Source organism: Microbulbifer sp. Q7, from assembly GCF_001639145.1.
Taxonomy (GTDB): domain Bacteria; phylum Pseudomonadota; class Gammaproteobacteria; order Pseudomonadales; family Cellvibrionaceae; genus Microbulbifer.
This window is the reverse complement of record NZ_LROY01000002.1, coordinates 525,684-547,787: the sequence shown is the minus strand read 5'-3', so window position 1 is coordinate 547,787 and position 22,104 is coordinate 525,684. Positions and strand designations below refer to the sequence as shown.

General features: G+C 58.3%; 12 protein-coding genes. 10 read left to right on the top strand and 2 right to left on the bottom strand.

Going from position 1 to position 22,104, the window contains the following annotated elements; genetic code table 11:
* Positions 1–16: 16 nt before the first annotated feature.
* Entirely contained in the window at positions 17–1,189 is a 1,173-nt protein-coding gene (locus tag AU182_RS07985) for a helix-turn-helix domain-containing protein (RefSeq protein WP_066963380.1), read from the bottom strand.
* A 197-nt stretch (positions 1,190–1,386) separates the two neighbouring features.
* On the opposite strand from AU182_RS07985, the gene AU182_RS07980 reads away from it, so the two are divergent.
* The 4 genes from AU182_RS07980 (at position 1,387) to AU182_RS07965 (ending at position 10,770) form a co-directional block, all read left to right on the top strand.
* Positions 1,387–3,528, top strand: a complete 2,142-nt coding sequence (locus tag AU182_RS07980; protein WP_066963377.1) for a carbohydrate-binding protein — start codon at positions 1,387–1,389, stop codon at positions 3,526–3,528.
* A gap of 296 nt (positions 3,529–3,824) precedes the next feature.
* Entirely contained in the window at positions 3,825–6,539 is a 2,715-nt protein-coding gene (locus AU182_RS07975; RefSeq protein ID WP_066963372.1) for a TonB-dependent receptor, read from the top strand.
* A gap of 183 nt (positions 6,540–6,722) precedes the next feature.
* On the top strand, positions 6,723–9,044 hold the full coding sequence (locus AU182_RS07970) for a glycoside hydrolase family 3 N-terminal domain-containing protein (RefSeq protein ID WP_227718175.1): 2,322 nt from the start codon (positions 6,723–6,725) through the stop codon (positions 9,042–9,044).
* A 271-nt stretch (positions 9,045–9,315) separates the two neighbouring features.
* Complete coding sequence (locus AU182_RS07965) at positions 9,316–10,770, top strand: sugar porter family MFS transporter (protein WP_082859301.1); 1,455 nt, start codon at positions 9,316–9,318, stop codon at positions 10,768–10,770.
* A gap of 188 nt (positions 10,771–10,958) precedes the next feature.
* On the opposite strand, the gene AU182_RS07960 is transcribed toward AU182_RS07965, so the two are convergent.
* Complete coding sequence (locus AU182_RS07960; RefSeq protein WP_066963367.1) at positions 10,959–12,191, bottom strand: AraC family transcriptional regulator; 1,233 nt, start codon at positions 12,189–12,191, stop codon at positions 10,959–10,961.
* Positions 12,192–12,436: 245 nt separating this feature from the next.
* Between AU182_RS07960 and AU182_RS07955 the strand changes: the two genes are divergently transcribed.
* From AU182_RS07955 to AU182_RS07930, 6 genes are all read left to right on the top strand, one after another.
* A complete protein-coding gene (locus AU182_RS07955; RefSeq protein WP_066963361.1) occupies positions 12,437–14,959 on the top strand; it encodes a TonB-dependent receptor in 2,523 nt (840 codons plus the stop codon).
* Between the two features lie 131 nt (positions 14,960–15,090).
* A complete protein-coding gene (locus AU182_RS07950) occupies positions 15,091–17,685 on the top strand; it encodes an exo 1,3/1,4-beta-D-glucan glucohydrolase (protein ID WP_066963358.1) in 2,595 nt (864 codons plus the stop codon).
* A gap of 3 nt (positions 17,686–17,688) precedes the next feature.
* Positions 17,689–18,600: a DUF4380 domain-containing protein gene (locus AU182_RS07945; protein WP_066963350.1), complete on the top strand. Its 912-nt coding sequence runs from the start codon at positions 17,689–17,691 to the stop codon at positions 18,598–18,600.
* 298 nt (positions 18,601–18,898) lie between these two features.
* Positions 18,899–19,789 carry a DegV family protein gene (locus AU182_RS07940; RefSeq protein ID WP_066963349.1) on the top strand — a complete coding sequence of 297 codons (891 nt, stop codon included), beginning with the start codon at positions 18,899–18,901 and terminating at the stop codon, positions 19,787–19,789.
* Between the two features lie 164 nt (positions 19,790–19,953).
* Positions 19,954–20,742 carry a hypothetical protein gene (locus tag AU182_RS07935; RefSeq protein ID WP_066967715.1) on the top strand — a complete coding sequence of 263 codons (789 nt, stop codon included), beginning with the start codon at positions 19,954–19,956 and terminating at the stop codon, positions 20,740–20,742.
* Positions 20,743–20,801: 59 nt separating this feature from the next.
* On the top strand, positions 20,802–22,085 hold the full coding sequence (locus AU182_RS07930; RefSeq protein ID WP_082859299.1) for an OmpP1/FadL family transporter: 1,284 nt from the start codon (positions 20,802–20,804) through the stop codon (positions 22,083–22,085).
* The last annotated feature ends 19 nt before the right edge of the window (positions 22,086–22,104 follow it).

Here is a 22,104-nt window from a genome sequence, read left to right as displayed (position 1 = left end):
TCACGCTATCTGGCGGTCAGGCGATTTGCGGTACGGTGTCCGCACGGCGGTACTGGGACGGGGTCATGCCCGCGGCCTTCTTAAAGAAGGTATTGAACACGGATTTACTGTTAAAACCCACTTCCAAATAGATGTCGGTAATGGTCTTTCCTTCCCCATCGGCACTGCGCAGCAGGCGCATGGCCTCCTGAATACGATAACGGTTAATAAATTCGTAAAAATTCATCTTAAAGTGCCGGTTGATCACCATCGACAGGTCACGGGTGGGGATCGCCAGGCTCTCGGCCAGTAGGTCAATGGTGACATCCGGTTGCAGGTAAAGCTTCTCGGCGCGCATCTTGCGGTCAATTTCTTCCGCCAGAACGGGGTTGAACACCTGCTCGCCAGACGGCTTGCGCACTTTCTCGGGCTGGCGCAGGGATTCGAAGCTGGCGAAATAGCGCACACCAGTAAACACCAGCAAGTTCACCAGAACAAATACGGTGTAATAGCCAGTCAGGCCGATTCTTTCGAACACCCCCAAATCGTAATGCTGATACAAGCTGAACATTTTGGCGACACTCAGCACCACCTCCATCAACATCACCAGCATAAAGCCCGCGACCAGCACCTTGATCCAGGTGACATCCACCTTCTCCACATTGGAGTGGGTGGACTTCAGGCGATGGGTGTAATGGACGATCAACCACAGCGACCACAGGCAATAGGCCACGCGCAACACCTTGCACAAGAACTCCACCAGCACGTAGTGCCAGCCATACACCAGAGACTCGCTGCTGATGAGTTCAAGGCGCTGCTCCAGGGGCAAACGGAAGAAGACCGCACTCATATATACCAGTGCCAGCACAAACGGCAGCAGGTGCATCGCATCTCTCGGACGCAGGGAAAAGTCACGAAAGATGAGGGATTTCACACAAAAGAACAGCAACATGCCATCGAGGTAATAAGCAAAGCCGCCAAGAAAATAGACCTGCGGCAACCATTCACGCACCGCAAACTTGAACTCGGCGCCCCACAGCACCAACTCGTGCAGCGGAATAAACGCGTGCGCGAACAGGAAGGCCGCGAGGAAGTAAGTGCTGGCTTGCCGACTGGTATTCGTGGCCAGCAACAGCGCCGCGAAAAACAGGCACTGCATCGCTGTCATCAGCAGCACCACGTCATGGAAATTAAATAGAACCAGGTTCATTTGTAGATTTTTTTTCTAATTTTCCAGGCACAACAGGAAGTTCGAGTCCCGCGCGGCAGCCGAACGGGTTCGACTGATCACACACCCAATATTTCACGCCGTCAGAACGACGCAGCTCGCCCCTACCTCTTAGGGTGCAGTGGGCGATTCACTCGCCCAACATTCTCAACATCAAACGCATAATAAAGGAAAGCATGATGAGATTTAACTCTGCAAGCAGGCTCGGCAGCCTACTAACACTGCTGGCCCTGTTGTCTCCCCTCACCGCCATTGACAAGGCCCACGCGCAGTACGTGCACACAGACGGTACCGAGATCGTGGACGGCAATGGCAACCCCATCCACCTGAACGGCATCAACCTCGGCAACTGGCTGCTGTGGGAAGGCTACCTGATGATGGGTGACTTCAATTACCGCACCCATACCCAATTCCTCAACAGCCTCGCGGACACCTTCGGCAGCATGGCACAGGCGAAAGAGTTCGAACACCAGTGGCGCCTGAATTACGTGACCGAACGGGAAATCGCAGACTTGAAAAGCCTCGGTTTCAATACCGTGCGGGTGCCCTTCCACTACAACCTGTTCTGGGAAAACGGGCAATTGTCGGATCACGGCTTCCAGTATTTTGATCGCCTGATCGATTACTGCCGAACCCACGGGCTCTATGTGCTGCTGGATATGCACGCCGCCCCCGGCTACCAGAACCCCGGCGACCACAGTGACAACATCGACTCCAACGCGGGCCAGCCGCGGGACTCGGTAAAATTCTGGGATGGCAACAATGTACAGATCGCCAGCCAGGTGTGGCGACACATTGCCGACCGCTACAAGAATGAACCGGTAGTCTGGGGCTACGACCTGATCAACGAACCGGTGCCCCAGGCCGGGCGCGAATACGAGCTGTTGCCGTCGCTGATTGCGATGCGCGATGCCATCCGCGAAGTGGACAATAACCACGCCATCGTTGCCGAAGGCAGCTGGTGGGGTTCGGATATGCAGAAGATCGACTGGACCGATTCTGCCACCCAGACCAACACCGGTATCAGCGCCCGCTGGGACCACAACCTGGTGTACCAGACCCACCACTATGTGTTCGGCAATACCGCATGGATCCCCGATCTGTATCCCCGCGTGGACATCACCAATGCCTTAGGCGTGCCGATGATCCTGGGAGAATATGGCGAGGACAACAACGATATCATCCGCCAGCTCACCGACTGGTCAGTGAACAATATTGCCGGCCAATTCCCCTGGTCGTTCAAAAAGATGAGCCACGACCGCACCCTGTGGACCATCGCCCCCAACAGCATCTACAGCCAGGTGGTGAATTACATCAACCACGGTGGCACCCCGCCGGCCAATGCCTATGCGGGCATGATCGACTTTGCCCAAAACCACATCGGCAACGGGGCGAGCAACGTCAGCTGGCACCAGGGCTTCTACGATGCCATCAAGACCAGCGGCGGAAGCACCCCGCCTCCGGCTGGCTGTGATTCCGCCACTGCGCAGGCCGTCGGCCGCGTCGAAGCGGAGAGCTACTGCGCCATGTCCGGTATCCAGCTGGAAGACACCAGCGACAACGGCGGCGGCAAGAATGTCGGCTGGACCGACAGTGGTGACTGGCTCGATTACCGCGTCGATGTACCGCAAGATGGCGAGTACACACTGACCTATCGCGTCGCCAGCACCGCCAATACCGGGCAACTGCGATTACTGGCCAACGGTGCCCAGGCGGCCGACACCAGCCTGCCCAACACCGGCGGCTGGCAGAACTGGCAGTCCGTTTCCACCAACGTGAGCCTGAGCGCCGGTACCCAGACCCTGCGCCTGCAGGTAGCGGGCCCCGGATTCAACCTGAACTGGTTCGAGCTGGAAGCGGGCAGCGGGGAGGAAGAACCCGTGGACCCCACCCCACCGCCATCTGGCCCCCTTGCCGATGGCGAGTACCAGATCCGCAACCTGGCCAGCGGCCTGTTGCTGGGCGTTGCCAACAATGCCACCAGCAACGGCGGCAATGTGATTCAGGGTGGTAGCCAGTCCTGGCAGGTCACCACACTCAGCAACGGGAACTATCGCATCGAAAACCGCTACAGCGGACTCGCGCTCGATGTCCAGGATATCTCCTCCAGTAACGGCGCCAACATCCAGCAGTGGGAGTACGGCGGCGGCGACAACCAGCACTGGATTGTCGAACCGGTCTCGGGCAACCGCTTCCGCATTCTGTCGGCCATGAGCGGCAAGTCACTGGATGTGCAGGATGGCTCCACCAGCGCCGGCGGCAATATCCAGCAGTGGACCTACCACGGCGGCGACAACCAGCTGTGGCTGTTTGAAAACTAACCGCAACTGACGGACTCTCTCTCGCCTTGGGCCGCCGGAACCACTCCCGCGGCCCTTTTTTCAACCAAATTTTTAACCGATTTCCAGCCCGCCGCCTCCACCGACCAAAACCGCTAAGCCATTGATTTTCAACCGTTTACTCCAGGTTCGACTGCGCGTAGGATAGTCGAACGCCAAAAAAATCCTGTTTTTTGCGTTCGAGTAACCGCATTCGGACGCCGGCTCTGCAGGCATTTGGCAAATTTCCTCCGTCGCCCACATAGCGACTCAAAACAATAAACATGAGAGGAATACCGATGAAGAGACTGCACACGCCACTGGCACTCTCCATTGCGCTGGTGAACTCCGGCTGGGCATACGCACAACAGGAAACGCAGGAAGAAACACAAAGCGCTTACGCGACCACTGCACTCGAAGAGGTCACGGTCACCGCCACCAAGCGCGAAACCAATCTGATGGAAACCCCGATTTCCATCACCGCTTTTAGCCAGGAAAAACTGGACCGCGAAGGTCTGACCAACATCAAGGACATGGCACAGATGGTGCCAAACATGGAAATTTCCATGGACTCCTCGCAGACCGCGCCCGTGGTCGCTATGCGCGGTGTACGCTCCACCAATATTACCGAACTGGGCGACCCGTCTGTGGGCCTGCACCTGGACGGCATTTACTCGCCTCGTCCGCAGGGCGCCATGGCGCTGATGTTCGACGTGGAGCGGGTGGAAGCCATGCGCGGCCCCCAGGGCACCCTGTTCGGACGTAACTCCACCGTGGGTAACGTCAACATCATTTCCAAGCGCCCGGACTTCAACGAATTCGATGCGTCCATTGGTATTGAAGCGGGCCGCTGGAATCACCAGCAAACCCGCGGCATGCTCAACATCCCGGTGAGCGACACCTTCGCCCTGCGCGCGTCCTTTATGCAGGAAACCCGCGACTCGTACCTCGACGGTTATTACGATCCCAACCAGTGGGACGTGCGTTACCTGCCGGAAGAAATCCAGAATGCACCGGTCTACACCGGCGCCGATGAAGACCGCAGCCTGCGCCAGCGCGAGCGCTGGGGCAGTGGCGAGGTACAGGAACTGGTCAAAGCCGACCCGTCCGACTTCTACAACAATTCTGACCAGTACGCGTTCCGCGTGAGCGCCCTGTGGGAGCCCACCGAATCCCTGTCGTGGATGCTGGCCTACGAGCAGTTCCAGGACAACAGCGCCGGCGGAGCCGACACCCTGAACTGCGACATGGCAGACAAGCGGATCAAGAAAGACTGGGACGGCAACTATGTCGATGCCGACGGCAACATCTCTGCCACCCCGGTTACCGGCTTGCTGGGCTGTGAGAGTGTTTACGGCCCCGGTGCCGACGACTACACCGTCAACGTCAGCGTACCCGGATTCCTCGATCTCAGCATCGACTCGGTGCGCTCCAACCTGAGCTGGGACCTGTCTGACGAAATTGCCCTGGTCTACAACGCCGGCTGGGCGGAACAGGTGCGCTCGCAGCATTCCGACCAGGATCGCGGTATCACCGGCTGGGATATGTCCATCTTCTTCCGCGATGCCACCTTTGTCTCCCAGTCCCACGAGCTGCAGCTGCAGTCCACAGGCTCCGGCCCACTGCAATGGATTGCAGGTGCCTTCTACTTTGAAGAAGACAACAATATGCAGGGTGGCTGGATCAACAGTGGACCCAATGCGGATTTCTGGAACCAGCCCAACCGCACGCTCAAGTCCCAGGCCTTCTTTACCCAGGGAACCTACGCAGTCACCGACCAGCTGAATCTGACCCTGGGCCTGCGCCACACCGAAGACACCAAGCAGGATGTGGGCGGCCGCAACATGACCTGTAACGGCGACACCATCAACCCGCAAACCGGCGAGCGCTGCTTCCCCGCGTGGGATCGCGATGCGTTCAACCAGTTGCCCACCGACTACTTTGACGATCCCGGCATTTACACGGCAATCAGTGATAACCAGACCAAAGGCAGCTGGGACTTCACCAACTACCGTGTGGGCCTGGACTACATCGTCAACGACGACCTGATGGTGTTCGGCTATGTGGCCAACGGCTTCAAGTCCGGCGGTATTGGCGACGTGTTTGTGCAATTCGAGCAGGATCCCGCCACAGCGGAATATCTCCTCGACGACAATGGCGACCGCATCATCAAAGAGCGCCACCGCAATACCTACGACCCGGAAGTGGTCACCACTTACGAGCTGGGTACCAAGGGTACTTATCTGGACGGTAGCCTGAACGTGATGGCGACCCTGTTCTACAGCGACTACGAAGATATGCAGGCGGCCTCCGCCAAAGGTATCTTCCCCTACTACGTGGAAGAGCGCGCGGACGAAACCGGTGAACTGACCGGCGAAATCACCACCGAAACCCAGACCGTGTTCCAGACCGACAATATCGGCACCGCCGTTATTAAAGGCCTGGAAGTAGAGTTTGACTGGGCGCCGATCGAAAACGGTCGCTTCGACGGTTACGTCACTTGGCTGGATACCGAAATTACCAGCGACTTTATCTATCACTGGGATTTCGCCGCTACCGACCTGTTCGAAGTGGATCACGGTGCCGCCACCAATCCAGACAACGATGCCATGAAGGTCAACCTGAAAGGCAACGAACTGGCCGCGTCACCGAAGCTCAGCGCCAAGCTGAATTACACCCACACGTTCCGCTTCAATAACGGCTTTGCCATTGTTCCTCACCTGAGCTATTTCTGGCGGGACAAGTCGTACCACACTTTCCAGAACGTGGATAAGCACTACGACGCTTTTGTCACCGAAACACCAGACGCCTTTAGCGATGTACGCCCGGCATTCCACAGTGTGAACAGCACCCTCAAGCTGGAAGCGCCGGACAATAAGTGGAATGTGGAAGCCTTTGTTTACAACCTCACCGACCAGAAAGAAACCTACTGGGCTGGCGGCGGTGACCATGTAATCAAGGGTCCGATTTCCATGCCCCGCTTCTACGGCATTCGCGGTAACTACAACTTTTAATTCGTTGCCGATTTAAATCCAAAAGCGATCGTCATCTTCGCTTGTCTCCCTCGCCCCCTCTCGATGAGATGGGGGCCTTTTTCCCCGCGCCTGCCACATGCACCAAGGCGTAGAAGCGAACAGATGCCCGCAAAGCAGTATCTGAGAGACGTCCAAAAGACAAAAAGTATCAGAGTGAGCACCATGAAAAAGCACCCCCTTTATGTTGGCGTTATGGCCGGGCTTCTATCGCTCGCCGCAACCCTCCCCCTGCAGGCCGCTAACGAATCAGTTGCCGCCGCCACGCCCCAACAGCAGCAACAAGAATCCATCGAGTCACAAATCCAGAATCTGCTCGCGCAGATGTCCCTGCAGGAAAAAATCGGCCAGCTGGCCCTGCGCGACTGGGGCACCTTCGGCGCCTCCGATATGAAGGCCATAAAGCAGGCCGTGCGCGAAGGTCGAGTCGGTGGGTTTTTGAACGTCAACTTCAGCTCCGTGGACAAAAATGCATTCGAGGAGCTGCAGCGCCTCGCGGTCGAGGAAAGCCCGCTGGGCATCCCGCTGCTGTTCGGCCAGGACGTGATCCACGGCTATGAAACCATCTTCCCGATCCCCCTCGGCCAGGCCGCCAGCTGGAACCCGGAACTGATCAAAAACGGCGCGCGCATCGCCGCGCAGGAAGCCAGTGCCGACGGCATCCGCTGGACCTTCGCGCCGATGATCGATATCAGCCGTGATCCCCGCTGGGGCCGTATTGCCGAAACCCTGGGGGAAGACCCGCTGCTCACCTCGATTCTGGGTGTAGCCATGGTGGAGGGTTTCCAGACCGACAACCTCGGTGACCCCACCAGCCTTGCTGCCTGCGGCAAGCACTTTGCCGGCTACGGCGCCGCAGAAGGTGGCCGGGATTACAACAGCGCGTATATTCCCGAGCGCCTGCTGCGGGACATCTACCTGCCACCATTCAAGGCCGGTATCGACGCGGGCATGCAAAGCATCATGAGCACTTACAGCACCCTGAACGATGTACCCGGCACCGGTAGCCCCTTCCTGTTCAAGCAAATCCTGCGTGACGAATGGGGTTTCGACGGCTTTGTGGTGAGCGACTGGAACGCGGTGATGGAGATGGTGCCCCACGGTTTCGCCCGCGACGGCAAACACGCGGCGACCCTGGCCGCCAACGCCGGCATCGATATGGAGATGCACACCGATACCTACGAGCAGTTCCTGCCGCAGCTGATGGACGAGGGCAAGTTCTCAGAGGCTCAGCTGGACACCGCCGTGGCCAATATCCTGCGGGTCAAACTGCGTCTCGACCTGTGGAACCACCCCTACCCCCGCGCCCAATCCAAAGCTGAGCGCGAGCAGATTATCCGCAACGGCCAGTTCCTGAACGCGGCAAAAGAAGCCGCCAAAGAAACCTTTGTACTGCTGAAGAACGACAAGCAGCTACTGCCCCTGAAAAAAGGCCAGACCGTTGCCGTGATCGGCCCACTGGCGGAGGCACCGCACGAACAGCTCGGCACCTGGATCTACAACGGCGACAAGCAACACTCCCGCACCCTGTTGCCCGCCTTGCGGGACATGGTGGGCGATGAAGGCGAAATCCTCTACGCCGCCGGCCTGGATTACAGCCGTGACACCAGCACCCGTGGCTTCAAGGCCGCCATCAAGGCCGCGAAGAAAGCCGACGTGGTGCTGTTTGTGGGTGGTGAGGAAGCGATCCTCTCCGGCGAGGGCCACAGCCGCGGGGATATCCGCCTGCCCGGCGTCCAGGCCGAATTGGTGGCTGAGTTGGCGAAAACCGGCAAGCCACTCGCCATGGTGCTGCTGGCCGGCCGGCCGCTGCAGCTCGACGAAACCCTCGAGCAGGCAGATGCGGTAATGATGGCCTGGCACCCCGGCACCATGGCGGGTCCGGCGCTGGCCGATGTGCTCTACGGTGAAACCTCGCCGTCCGGCCGCCTGCCTCTGACCTGGCCGGTGGGCGCAGGGCAGATTCCCATCTACTACAACCACCTGGCCACCGGCCGGCCGGCAACCGAAGACAACTACACCCGCATCGAAAAGATCGGCCGCGAGGTGTTCCAGCACCAGCCGGGCAACTCGTCGAATCTGCTGGATTACGGGCACAAGCCGCTGTTCCCCTTCGGCTATGGCCTGACCTATAGCGAGTTTGAATACAGTGATCTGGAGCTCTCGGGTTCTACCCTGGATGCCAACGGTCAGCTCACGGTATCTGCCACCATTACCAACACCGGCAAGACCACCGCCACCGAAACCGCCCAGCTGTACGTGCGTGACCTGGTGGGCAGCGTGTCGCGACCGGTGCGGGAGCTGAAAGGGTTTGAGCGCATTACTCTCAACCCGGGCGAGTCCCAGCAGGTGCAGTTCACCCTGTCGCCCCGCCAGCTGGCCTTCCACAACGCGCAGATGGAGCAGGTGATCGAGCCCGGTGACTTCCGCGTGTGGGTCGCGCCGGATGCACAATCCGGCCTGGAGGGTGGCTTTACCCTGCGATAAACCCCTGATCAAACCCCCGGGGTTAAATCCGGGGCTAAACGGCGGTTTATCACCAGCGCGTCCCGGTTTCAGCGGCTTGTCGCGGAAACTGGGACGTTTTAACCGCCGGAACCGCGTCCAACTTTAGGTTTTTTCGCAAAGTAGGACGCTTTTACTCTGACCAAACGTCACCATAGAAGCTGCCTCTCTGTGCGCAATCGCACAAAGAGTCGGCATTCCCGGGCGCGATCACATAGCGCCCCGCCAACAATAAAAATGCAGGAAGTAACCTATGCAAGCGATTGAGAACTCCATCGACGGCATCCAGGGCTCGCCCCAGGCCCATCAAGACGCTCCCCCCCTTCCCTTTATCGTGCTGATCTGCGGTGTCGCCACCATCGGCGGCTTCCTGTTCGGGTTCGACAGCGGTGTAATCAACGGCACCGTGACCGGACTGCAACAGGCGTTTAATTCGAACACCGCAGGTACCGGCTTCAACGTGGCTTCCATGCTGCTCGGTTGTGCCGTGGGCGCCTTCTTTGCCGGGCGTCTAGCGGACCTGTGGGGGCGCAAGACGCTGCTGCTGATTTCGGCGGTACTGTTTATTGTCAGCGCCTGGGGTTCCGGCGTTGCCGCCAGCTCACCGGAATTTGTGTTCTACCGCATTCTCGGCGGCCTGGCAGTGGGTGCGGCGAGTGTGATGTCGCCGGCGTATATCAGCGAGATTGCCCCGGCGGCCATCCGCGGGCGCCTGATCACTATCAACCAGATCGCCATCATTTCCGGCCTGTTCGCGGCATTTGTCAGTAATTACTGGCTCGCCAACACCGCAGGTTCCGCGGTGAACGAATGGTGGATGGGCTACAACGCCTGGCGCTGGATGTTCTGGATTGAAATCGCCCCCGCCACCCTGTTCTTCCTTGCGCTGCTGTTCATTCCCGAGAGCCCACGCTACCTGGTGCTGTCCAAACAGACCTCGAAGGCCACGGAAGTACTGCGCAAACTGTACGGCGAAGCAGCGGTGGCCGGTAAGCTGGAAAGCATCCGCAACTCCGTGGCCGGCGATCACCGCCCGCGCATGGCAGACCTGCTGGAAGCCGCGGGCTCCCGCGTAGGCAAGGTGCGCAAGATTGTGTGGGTGGGCATTGGCCTCGCCACTTTCCAGCAACTGGTCGGCATCAACGTGGTGTTCTACTACGGTGCGGTACTCTGGCAGGCGGTGGGCTTCTCCGAGTCCGACGCCCTGATGATCAACATCATCTCCGGCGGCGTCAGCATCGCGGCCTGCCTGATCACCATGGCACTGATCGACAAGATCGGCCGTAAACCGCTGCTATTGGTCGGGTCCATCGGTATGGCAATCACCCTCGGCCTGGTCGCCTTTGCCTTCGCCAACTCCGCCCTGGTGGATGGCAAGCTGCAACTGTCCCAGAGCATGGGCCTGCTGGCACTGATCGCCGCCAACGCCTATGTGTTCTTCTTCAACGGCTCGTGGGGCCCGGCCATGTGGACCATGCTCGGTGAAATGTTCCCCAACCAGATCCGCGGTTCCGGACTGGCGGTCTCCGGCCTGGCGCAGTGGGTAGCCAACTTCGGTATTACCATGACCTTCCCGATCATGCTCACCGGTATCGGCCTGGCGGGAGCCTATGGTATCTATACCCTGTTTGCGCTGCTCTCCGTCGCCTTTGTGCTGTACATGGTGCACGAGACCAAGGGTATGGAACTGGAGGAAATGCGCGGTTAACCAGGGTTTAGCCGCCGCATATAGAAAGTCATCTTAAGCATACGGCCCGCCGGCTCTTTACACGACCGCCTCGAACAAAGAGTACGGCCAAATGAACAAGAGCGGCGGGCCCCCTGCCAAATTAGAGCACTCTGTCGATCCACCTACTGAATCTCACCTTGGCGAAAACGACAGGGAAGCCTTCCGGTTTACTGCACGGATGCGGTTTTTTCCGGCAAGCCATGTCCGCGGTACGCACTTTTGCGAAATTCCGTTGGTGTCATTCCCACCAATTTCTTAAAGAACGTATTAAAAGTGGCCTTAGTATTGAAGCCACAATCCAGCAGGACATCCATCACGGTGAGGTCTGCGCAATGCGGATCACTCAGGCGGCTCTTGGCCTCCTCGATGCGGTAGTGATTGACGAACTCAAAGAAGTTGCGCTCAAAGTGACGGTTGATAGTTGTCGACACATGGCGCTTGGGGACATCCAGCTTCGCCGCCAATTGCTCCAGGGTGAGTGAGGGTTCCAGATAGGGTTTTTCCGTTTGCATATAGTGGGCAATGCGCTCCGCAAGTTCGGTATCCACCGCAGGCCTCGTCTCCTGATTCGCTTCCTTGGCGCCGATCATCACCGCGTCTGCGCTGGAGGCCACCTGCTTGCGATCAATCCCCTCGAACATGGAGGCATAGGTAAGGCTGAAGAAAATCATCGCACTGATCAGGATAAACACGGTGTAGTTACTGGCGAGCCCCATCAGTCGGAAGTCCACCGCAATATCCATTTGCGCCGCGAGGGTCAGGGCAACATTGACCAACACCGCCCAGCCGCGCAACAGCACAAACCCCCAGACAAGAATCAGTAGCCATTTGAAATCAATACGCTCCACGTTGGAGTAGGTCTCGCGCATTTCTCGCCGGCAATTGCGGATTTCGATCAGGCAAAAGATACCGAACAGCAGGCGCAAGGACTCCCGACCAAAGCCAATGACCAGGTTGATTAGCGACTCGCCCTGGGGCGTATACCCCTCCAGCATGGCAATTTTCGTCGCGCTGTCGAACCGGAAGTAGGTGAAATATTCAAACAGTGCGTAGGCCGCAAAGGGAATCAGGTACAGCAAATCTGCCCGCCCGATCCGATAGTCTTTATAGATCAACGAACGGGTGTACCAGAGCAGCACCGGCCCCTCGAGCCAGTAGGCAAACCCGAACAGATAAAAGAGATTAGGGGAGGTATCGATGGCCCACTGGCGAACACCCGCGCCGTAACTGATCAGAGTGTCCATCGGGATCAACGCCTGGGTGACCAGGAACGCGGCCAGCAATAGATAGCTGTTTTTTTGTTCACTGCGCACCGCGGTCAGCAACAGGGCAAACAGCAGGCACTGATAGCTGGTCATCATCAGGACCACATCGTGGACATTGAAGATCAGGATATCCATGGGCGGGCCGCCTCTCTAAGTATTGTTATGGGCTGCAATGTCCATCAGATTACCAGAACGGCTAATTTCCAACCAGATCGGCAAAAACCGGATGTCCAAGTTCACGCCTTACCCAAAGTTGGACGTTCAACCTTGTGCAAATGCAGTTACGAAGACGACCAGAGCCTCGCCGGTGACCACAATGCGGCAGGCGCCTCAAAAAAGAGCGCTCGTTTCCAATACAAGCATAAAAAGGAGTACCAGTGATGGTGCGATACAAGAGAGACCAACTGGCCGCGGCCGTCACCGCGGTATTGACCGGATTTATCAGTAGCAACCTTTACGCCCAGTCCGACGAGACGCCGTCATCGAAAGCGGTTCTGGAAGAAGTGGTGGTCACCGTCGAGCGCCGCGAGCAAACCCTGCAAAGCTTGGCCGGTGTGGCGCAATCGTTTGATCAGGAGAGCCTCGACCGGCTGGGTGTCGGCACCAATTTTCAGAACCTGCAGAACGTGGTGGCCGGTCTGAATATTGCCGACCAGGAAGGCAATATGGAGATCTACATCCGCGGCGTCGGCTCCAGCAACAACACCGAACTCGGCGACCCGGCAGCGGCAACCCATCTGAATGGCGTGTACATCCCTCGCCCCCGTGGTGTGGGTGCGATGTTTTACGATATTGCCCGGGTTGAGGTGAAAAAAGGGCCACAGGGCACTCTGCGCGGACGCAACGCCACCGCCGGCACCCTGAACATTGTTGCCAACCGCCCGGATTTCGATGCGGCGAGTGCAGATCTGGAACTCTCTGCCGGCAACTTCAGTAATTTTGGCGCCCGCGGCGCAGTGAACCTGCCCGTCAGCGAAACCTTTGCGGTGCGCCTGGCCGGCTACACCGAGCAACACGATCCCTACTTCAGTAACGCCAGCACCAACAGCACGCTCGATGCCGCCGGCAGCGAAGATGTGCAGTCACTGCGCCTTTCCGCCCTTTGGCAGATCGGTGACGGCACCAGTCTCTACGTGGTAGCAGACCAAACGAAAGAAGGCGGTACCGGCTATCCGGGCGCGCAGATCAAGCAGGCGCTGCAGGCGGGCTACGAATTTGACGACCTGGACGACCCACGCGCGGTGCTCTACCGCGGTACCGAGGGCGATCTGGACTCCACCCACAGTGGCATCATGGCAGTACTCACCCACGACTTCGGCGGAGTCTCAGTGGAGCTTTCCAGCAGTTATCGCGACCTGGATTTCCAGCAGACCAACGCCTCCAACGACGGAGTCGACTTCCCCGGCCACAACGACGTCAACCAGCAAAACTACAGCACGCAATACTGGGACACCCAGTCCGAGTCAGTGGTCAATGAGCTGCGTCTTTTCTCCAGTGGCGACGGCTCTCTCAACTGGACCGCTGGTATCTTCCAGTTTGACGAAGACCAGCAGGCCTCCCTGATGAGCCTCACGGATGTCGCGGGTATCGAGAACTGGTACAACGCAACGGAATGGGTCATGCCCGACGTGGATGGCTCTTCACTCGCCGTGTATGCGGATATCTCCTATGACTTCACCGAAAAGCTCACCGGCTTTGCCGGCATTCGCCGCACCGAGGAAGAAAAATACCGCTATGGCACCGGTGGCAACTATGGATTCGGGTTCTGGGCCGGAGAGAACCGCCCTGAATCTGTTCGCTGGGGCAGCCCCGGATTCGCCTACGACGGACTCGCACGGCCAGAGTTCGACCTGAGCCAGATCGACGCGCTCAGCTATCTGCTTTCAGGTATTACAAGTTTTGGTGTGGACGACAACCTGGATGAGCTGGCCATTTGCCTGCAAGGTACAGCGGAATGTCCCTTTGGAGACGATTTGGCCGGCGGGTACTACGGCCCACAACAGCAGGAAGGTAGTTATGAAGAGGAGTACACCGACTTCCGTATCGGCGGTACCTATCAGCTGACCGAGAACAACATGCTGTTTGCCAGTATCGCCTCTGGCCATAAATCTGGTGGTTTCAACGACAGCCTCGTTGACCCGGATGGCAATCTCGTCGCCGTGCCCTATTCACCGGAAAAGCTGGTGATGTACGAAGTAGGCAGCAAAAACGAACTGACCCTTGGCAGCGTACCTACCCGCCTGAACGCCTCCGCCTTTTTCTACGACTACACCGATCAGGTGTTTCAGATGATCGTGGCAACGGGCGAGAATGACAGCGCGAGTTCCCTACAAAACCGCAATATCGCCGATTCGGAAATTACCGGCCTGGAGCTGGAAAGCAAATTCCTCCTGCCCGCCGACCTGATGCTGGACCTCACCGCTCTCTGGCTCAACGCGGAAATCAAGGAAGGCACCATGGCGGACACTCGCCAGGGCTGGGGCACCGATCTGCCCATCGTGGACATTGCCGGCAAGCAATTGCCGCTGTCTTCCGATTTCACCATGACCATGGCGCTATCGCAGCAACTGGACACCTCTGCCGGCACCTTTGACTGGTCCATTTCTACCATGTACCGCAGTGACTACTACCTGAGTATCTGGAACAACACCGATTACGACCTGGTCGACGGTGCAACCGTGATCGGCAGCGACCCGGATTACGCCGATAAGGTCGATGGTTATGTAAATGTGGATGCGGGTATTGGCTTTACCGACAGCTCCGGCAAATATCGCGTCGAAGTTTATGGCGCAAATTTGACCGACATAGTCGTGTCTAACAAGGGAATCATCGACCACGGCAATAATCTGCGGTTCACCAATCTGCCGCGTACTTACGGCGCGCGTTTCAAAGTGAACTTCTGATTAGACGCTCTATTAACGTGTGAACAGCACACATTTTCCATGCAGTGATTGCGGGGGCCTTGATCACCCTTTCTCTAGGCCCCCGCCTTTTTCGAACAAGCGAATTCCCGCGCAGATCTTACGGAGTACCCATGTCTTACCTGAAAACCCTGTCAGTAAGCATCATGCTGACAACGGCCCTTGCCGCCTGCAGCGAGCGTGAACAAGACGCCGAACACGTTGCCAATGCCCCTCAGGTATCCAAGGTCGCAGCCAACCAGGACGACACCTACTCCCTGGAAAACTGGCCAAAGCTGGCACCGGCCCTTCCCGCAGATGAAAAGCTGGAAGCCCGCATTGCCCATCTGCTCGCGCAAATGACTCTGGAAGAAAAAGTCGGCCAGATGATGCAGGCGGAGATCAAATCCATCACCCCAGAAGAAGTCAAAAAATACCATATCGGCTCCATCCTGAACGGTGGTGGCACCTTCCCCAACAACAACAAATTTGCCACCCCGGATGACTGGGGCCAGCTGGCGGATGCCTACTTTGCTGCCTCCATGGACACCTCCGATGGGGGCGTGGCAATTCCGATCATCTGGGGCAGTGACGCCGTGCATGGCCACAATAACGTGATCGGCGCGACCCTGTTCCCGCACAATATAGGCCTCGGCGCTGCGCACGACCCGGAACTGATCCGCCGCATCGGCGAGGCTACCGCCCGCGAAGTGGCGGTAACCGGTGTGGACTGGACCTTCGCCCCCACCATTGCCGTGGTGCGCGACGACCGCTGGGGACGCACCTTTGAAAGTTATTCGGAAGACCCGGAAATCGTCGCCGCGTATGCCCGGGAAATGATCAAGGGGATTCAGGGGAATAAAAACAGCGAAGAGTTTCTCGATGGTCGTCACCTGGTCTCCGCCGCCAAGCATTTTGTCGGCGATGGTGGCACCACGCGGGGTATCGACCGCGGCGACACCCAGGTCAGCGAAAAGAAACTGGCCGAAATTCATGCCGCCGGTTATATCACCGCGCTGGAAGCCGGTGTGCAGACGGTGATGGCTTCATTTAACAGCTGGAACGGCAAGCGCCTGCACGGCCACAAATACCTGCTGACCGATGTGCTGAAAGGTCGCCTTGGCTTCGATGGTTTCGTCGTCGGCGACTGGAACGGTCACCGTTTCGTCGATGGCTGCACCGTAGACAGTTGTGCCGCTGCGGTAAATGCTGGGCTTGATATGTTCATGATCACCGCCGAGTGGAAAGCCCTGCTGGAGAATACCATCGCCCAGGTCAAGAGCGGTGAAATTCCCATGAGCCGCATCGACGACGCCGTAAGCCGTATCCTGCGGGTGAAAATTCGCGCGGGATTATTTGAGCGCGACCGCCCGCTGGCGGGTAAAGCCGGTGTCCTCGGCAGTGCCGAGCACCGTGCCATCGCCCGCGAAGCGGTGCGAAAATCCCTGGTTCTATTGAAAAATAATGACCAGCTACTGCCGATCGATGCACGCAAAAATATTCTCGTGACCGGCGACGGCGCCGATAATATTTCAAAACAGAGCGGTGGATGGACCATCTCTTGGCAGGGTACCGGCAACACCGCGGAAGACTTTCCCGGAGCTACTTCCATCTATACCGGTATAAAACAGGCGGTGGACGCCGCTGGCGGTCAGGTAGTGCTGAGTGAGAATGGCGACCTCCCAGGAAACGCGTTTGATGGCGAAAAACCGAATGTAGCCATCGTGGTGTACGGCGAAGACCCCTACGCCGAGTGGCACGGTGACCTCGCCAGTATCGAGTTTCAATTGGGCAGCAAACACGATCAGGAGCTGCTGCAGAAACTCAAAGCCCTGGATATTCCGGTGGTCAGCGTGTTTCTTTCCGGCCGCCCGCTATGGGTCAATAAAGAATTGAATCTTTCCGATGCTTTTGTTGCCGCCTGGCTTCCGGGCTCGGAAGGTGCTGGCGTTGCCGATGTGCTCCTCACCGATGCCGGCGGTAACAAACGCTATGACTTTACCGGTCGTCTCTCTTTCAGCTGGCCAGAGCAGGTGCACCAGACGGTGATCAATCGCGGCGATGAAGATTACGCGCCGCTGTTTTCCTACGGCTACGGCCTCGATTACTCCAGCGAGGTACAACTGGCCAACAACCTGAACGAAAATGGCGAGTCCTATGTCGATGGTGCACTGGAAGACGCCTGGCTGATGGTGTCGCGCCCACAGGCGCCGTGGAAACTGTTTATTGCCGATGGCGAGCAGGAACCCGTCTGGGTCAACGGCAATCTCGCCCGCAGCGCGGATGACAATATCACCGTGGCCTCCATCGATATGCTGTCCCAGGAAGACGCCCGCGCGCTGACCTGGAAGGGCCTGCGCGCCGGCAACGTCGCATTGCAGACACAAAAACCCCAGGACCTCAGCCGCTATCTGGCCGAGGGATCTGCGCTCACTCTGGACATTCGTGTGGATCAAGCGCCGGAAGGTGAAGTACTCGCACAGATTTCCTGCGACGGTGAGAACTGCAACGGCGCCCTTCCCCTGCGAAACACGCTAGAAGCCCTGCCCCGGGGCGACTGGTCCCAGGTGACCATCGATTTGCAATGTTTTGTCGAGGCCGGTGCCGATTTCTCCAAAGTGTCGCAGGGATTGTCACTGCGCAGCGAAGGCAGACTCGCCATGGCGGTAGCGAATATCAAGTACGTGCCCGGCGGCGCTGCGCAGGCACAGATTCGCTGCGAGGGCTGACACATGTCGCTGATACATTTACGGAAGAAATCGTCGGCGGCCCTGGGCCTGTCAGCGCTGCTGGCGACCGCTAGCAGCTGGGCCGACGGCACCCCCATCCAGTTGAGCAAAGAGTCACTCAAAATCGTACTGGACCCAAGTTATGGTGGCCGCATTACCGAACTGCGATACGGGGAGCGCGACCTGTTGGCGTTGCCCCAGCCTGGAGGCAACAACTTTGGTTCCACCTTCTGGCTGAGCCCGCAATCCCTGTGGAACTGGCCGCCGGTTCCCGAACATGATACCGCCCCCTATACCGTAACCGCCCGGCAAACGGACGCCGCCGCAGTCACCAGTGCCTCCGGCGCCGGCGCCCGGGTAAGCAAGACAGTCAACCTCAGCAGCGGCCAACGGGCTACGGTGCGCTACCGCATCGACACCGAGAAAGACTTCCCGGAAATTGCCGCCTGGGAAATTACCCGGTTGCCAAACCGCGGCCTGGCGTTTGCCCCGGTGACCAGAGAAAGTGTGAGAACCGTGCGTGGACAAATGGATTACCGCCTGCAAAGCGACATCTTGTGGTTATCGATGGAGGCCGGCGCACCGCTGATGGAAGGCAAGGTCATCGCCAACGGCACCGAGGGTTGGCTGGCCTACACGGTTGATCAACTGCTGTACGTGAAGGTCTACCCGCAAGTGGACGCCAGCAAAATGGCCACCGGCGAGGGTGATATTGAACTCTACCTGAGTGGCGAACGCCCCTATCTGGAGCTGGAAGTTCAGAGCGCCGCTCACAGCCTGAAGCAGGGCGACGCACTGGACTGGAGCGTGGACTGGGTAGTTGCCCCTATTCCGGAGGGGGTGAACGTGCACATCGGCTCCCCCGCTTTACTGCAATTCGTACGTGATCAGGTTTCACTCGTCTCGGCACCCTGATCACCTTGGTGCGCGGACGCTCTCGTCTACTCAACATCCTGAGTAGCTTGTGCCGCGGTCTTCCGCGGCTTTTTTTATCCCGATCTGGCGGCTCGAGCTGGCCATTCGATCTAGCCCCCTTCCCTATCTTCACCTGCCAGCGTTACCAGTCCATAGCCGACGCACACCACGACTAGAACTAAATGGTCACAAATCGTTCGGTATTTTGTCTTCTTTGCAACTGTATGAACTTGGAGCAAAGTGCTAGATTTGGCACCAAATGCCTCCGGCAGTGAACCAGACAATAAGAGGTACTCCCATGGTTCAATTGGTCGTCGATTCCGGCTGCGATCTCCCCGACGAGTTTCTGCGCAAGTACAAGATCCCCGTTCTGCCCCACCGCGTGAGCATGGGTAAAGACGAATTTGGCGATCAGCGTAACCCCGCGCAAATGAGCCACTTTTATACCCTGAATCTGCTGGACCGATCCCGCCCGGTGAAAACCGGCCCGGCCGGTGAGACCGAGATTGAAGGCATTCTGACCAAGTTGGTGAGCCAGGGTCACGACGACATCGTGGTACAGACCATCAATGGTGCCAACAGTCCAACCTACAACAACGCCGTGAACGTCGCGGAGAAGTTATCTGGCGACAAGGCCCAGATTACCGCCGTCGACTCCCACACGGTGTTTTCCGGTCAGGGATTGCTGGCACTCTATACCCTTGCACTGATTCAGAAAGGGCTCAACGGCGCACAGATCAAGTCTCGCACCGAAGAATTCGGGCGCAAAACGGTGGGCTACGCGGCAATCAAGGACGTGTACTACCTGCGTGAGCGCGGCAGGCAAAAGAATGAAAAAAGCGTGAGCTGGCTGAAAGCCTTTATGGCGCGCTCACTGAACCTGCACCCGATCGTCTCCATGACCTACCAGGGGTCGGATGTTGCCGACACGGTGAAAACCTTCGATGGCTGCACCCGCCGCCTGTTCCAACTGGCAGAAGAAAAGATGGTGGCCGGAGAACTGTTGATGCCCGCGGTGGTGGTCAGTTTTGCGGGCCCGCTCAAAGATCTGGACAAAGTCCCAGGATTCAAAGCGTTTGAAAAAACAGCCACCGAACACAAGGTACGCGTGTATCGCTCGGTCATGAGTCTGTCCGGGGGTATTAATCTGGGCCCGGGCACCGTATCCCTGGCCATTGCCGCCAAGTAAACCCCGCCTTTCGCCGGGGCGGGGACTTCGATGACCGCCCCGGCACTCTGCTGGCCGCTGTTTCTTCAAAACAGTTGAGCCCCACGACGTAACGCCACAATTTTCACCAACGGCTTCTAGACTGAGGGAAATCGTTTCAAGAAGTCACTGCACGGGTGAAAAAGATGTTGCGCTGTTTTGCTCTACTGGTTGCCCTACTAGCGGCCAGCGTTCCGGCCCTTGCCGATCAGGACCTGGCCAAGAAACTCAGTAACCCGGTTTCGGACCTGATCAGTGTACCTTTTCAGGGCAACTGGGATAACCGCGTGGGTCCGATAGAGGGTGGACGCCGTTTTACCCTGAATATTCAGCCGGTAATTCCCATTTCCATTAGCGATGACTGGAATCTTATCAGCCGTACCATCCTGCCCGTTGTGAGCCAGGAGGCAATTTTCCCCGGTAGCGGCGACCAGACCGGGCTCGGCGACACGGTGCAAAGCGCCTTCTTTTCCCCCAAGGAACCCACCGCTGGCGGTGTGACCTGGGGTGTCGGCCCCGTCTTCCTGCTACCCACGGCGACCGAACCACTTCTGGGTACAGAAAAATGGGGCGCCGGCCCTACCGGCGTTGTGCTGAAGCAAGCGGGCCCCTGGACCATCGGCGCGCTGGCCAACCACATCTGGTCCTTCGCCGGCAGTGACAACCGCGCGGATGTCAACAATACATTTCTGCAGCCGTTTTTGGTGTACAACACACCCACCGCCTGGACCTTCGCCATAAACACTGAATCCACCTACAACTGGGAAACCGAGCAGTGGAACGTGCCGGTGCACTTCCTGGTCTCCAAGCTGTTTCAGGTGGGCAAGCAAAAGTATCAGGTCCAGGCCGGCCCACGCTACTACGCGGAAAGCCCGGCAACCGGCGCCCAGGACTGGGGCTTCCGGCTGACCTGGATCATGCTGTTTCCGAAATAGTCACCGAGTGATTCCGCACACCGAATTTGTGCCCGCCTACCATCCAGAGGGAACTGGTCATGCCGTACAACCGCGCCACACCGAAAGTTTTGCCATTGCTCGTTGCCGCTCTCTCTGCGCCCGCTGCCCACGCCGGGGGCATCATGTTGTGGCAGATCGGCACCCCGACACTGGGTACCGCCAGTGCCGGCTGGGCGGCCATGCCGGAAGATGCCGCCACCGCCTTCACCAATCCCGCAGGGACGGTATGGCGAGACGAGACGCAGGTGCGCGCAGCGGCCCAGGCGCTTTATGGCGACCTGGAGTTCAGCGAAGGTGGACTGAGCAATGTACCGGGCAATGATGGTGGCAACCCCCTCGAATGGCTCCCCGGTGCCGGCGCGTTTGCCGCGGGGAAAATCACCGACAACATCGGCTGGGGCTTTGCCATGGCCGGCAACTTCGGCCTGGGGCTCGATTACCATGACGACTGGCAGGGCCGCCGGTTTGTACAGAACGTCGACCTGCTCGGCATGAGCCTGATTCCATCACTCAGCTGGCGCGCCAACGATTGCCTGTCCATTGGCGTCGGCCTGAACGCTATGGCCGGCTATTTCAGTTTCCAGTCGGCCCCCCGCGCCGGGCTGGTGGATGACGACGCGTTTCTGCGCCTCAAGGACCTGGACATGGGGTATGGCGGCAACCTCGGTATCATCTACCGCCCGAAATCAGGCACCACCTTTGGTCTCACTTACACCTCCAAAGTGGATTTCGAATTCAAGGACCACCTGAAGCTTCGCGGCTTCGCACCACCCCTGAACGCGATTGCCGAGAACCTCGATGGCACCCGCACGGAACTGGACATTCGCGCCCCCCAGACGGTTACCGCAAGCCTTCAGCAGGCGCTGACAGACACCACCACGCTCTATGTGAATCTCAACTGGCAGGACTGGTCGGAGTATGCCGGCGTCACCCTGTTGCTCGACAATCCCATGCAGACCTCACTGCGAGTCGACCGTGGTTACCGCGACACTGCGGGCTTTGCCGTTGGTATACGCCACGAGTTTCAGCAGGGGATGTTAAATGGCTGGCGCCTGTCCACCGGACTTTCTGCAGAATCCAGCATGGCCAATACCTCTGAGATTACCGCCGATACCATTACCAATGAAAATGTGACGGTGGGCTTCGGTGCGGGCAAGGAACTGTGCCCCGGGGTAAACCTGGATGTGGGATACAACTATATGCATCTGGGTGACATTGATATCGATCAGCAGGGGCGGCCCCCGTTCAGCCCCCGGCTGCAGGGCACTTATGAGGACTCCGCCATCCACTTCGTCGGCGGCTCCGTTCAGTTCTCGTTTTAGCTGGACATTTTTCACCAGC

Bases quoted from the DNA above. Each gene is read 5' to 3' on its own strand.
- AU182_RS07985 (WP_066963380.1), bottom strand. From the start codon at position 1,189: ATGAACCTGGTTCTATTTAATTTCCATGACGTGGTGCTGCTGATGACA.
- AU182_RS07980 (WP_066963377.1), top strand. From the start codon at position 1,387: ATGAGATTTAACTCTGCAAGCAGGCTCGGCAGCCTACTAACACTGCTG.
- AU182_RS07975 (WP_066963372.1), top strand. From the start codon at position 3,825: ATGAAGAGACTGCACACGCCACTGGCACTCTCCATTGCGCTGGTGAAC.
- AU182_RS07970 (WP_227718175.1), top strand. From the start codon at position 6,723: ATGAAAAAGCACCCCCTTTATGTTGGCGTTATGGCCGGGCTTCTATCG.
- AU182_RS07965 (WP_082859301.1), top strand. From the start codon at position 9,316: ATGCAAGCGATTGAGAACTCCATCGACGGCATCCAGGGCTCGCCCCAG.
- AU182_RS07960 (WP_066963367.1), bottom strand. From the start codon at position 12,191: ATGGATATCCTGATCTTCAATGTCCACGATGTGGTCCTGATGATGACC.
- AU182_RS07955 (WP_066963361.1), top strand. From the start codon at position 12,437: ATGGTGCGATACAAGAGAGACCAACTGGCCGCGGCCGTCACCGCGGTA.
- AU182_RS07950 (WP_066963358.1), top strand. From the start codon at position 15,091: ATGTCTTACCTGAAAACCCTGTCAGTAAGCATCATGCTGACAACGGCC.
- AU182_RS07945 (WP_066963350.1), top strand. From the start codon at position 17,689: ATGTCGCTGATACATTTACGGAAGAAATCGTCGGCGGCCCTGGGCCTG.
- AU182_RS07940 (WP_066963349.1), top strand. From the start codon at position 18,899: ATGGTTCAATTGGTCGTCGATTCCGGCTGCGATCTCCCCGACGAGTTT.
- AU182_RS07935 (WP_066967715.1), top strand. From the start codon at position 19,954: ATGTTGCGCTGTTTTGCTCTACTGGTTGCCCTACTAGCGGCCAGCGTT.
- AU182_RS07930 (WP_082859299.1), top strand. From the start codon at position 20,802: ATGCCGTACAACCGCGCCACACCGAAAGTTTTGCCATTGCTCGTTGCC.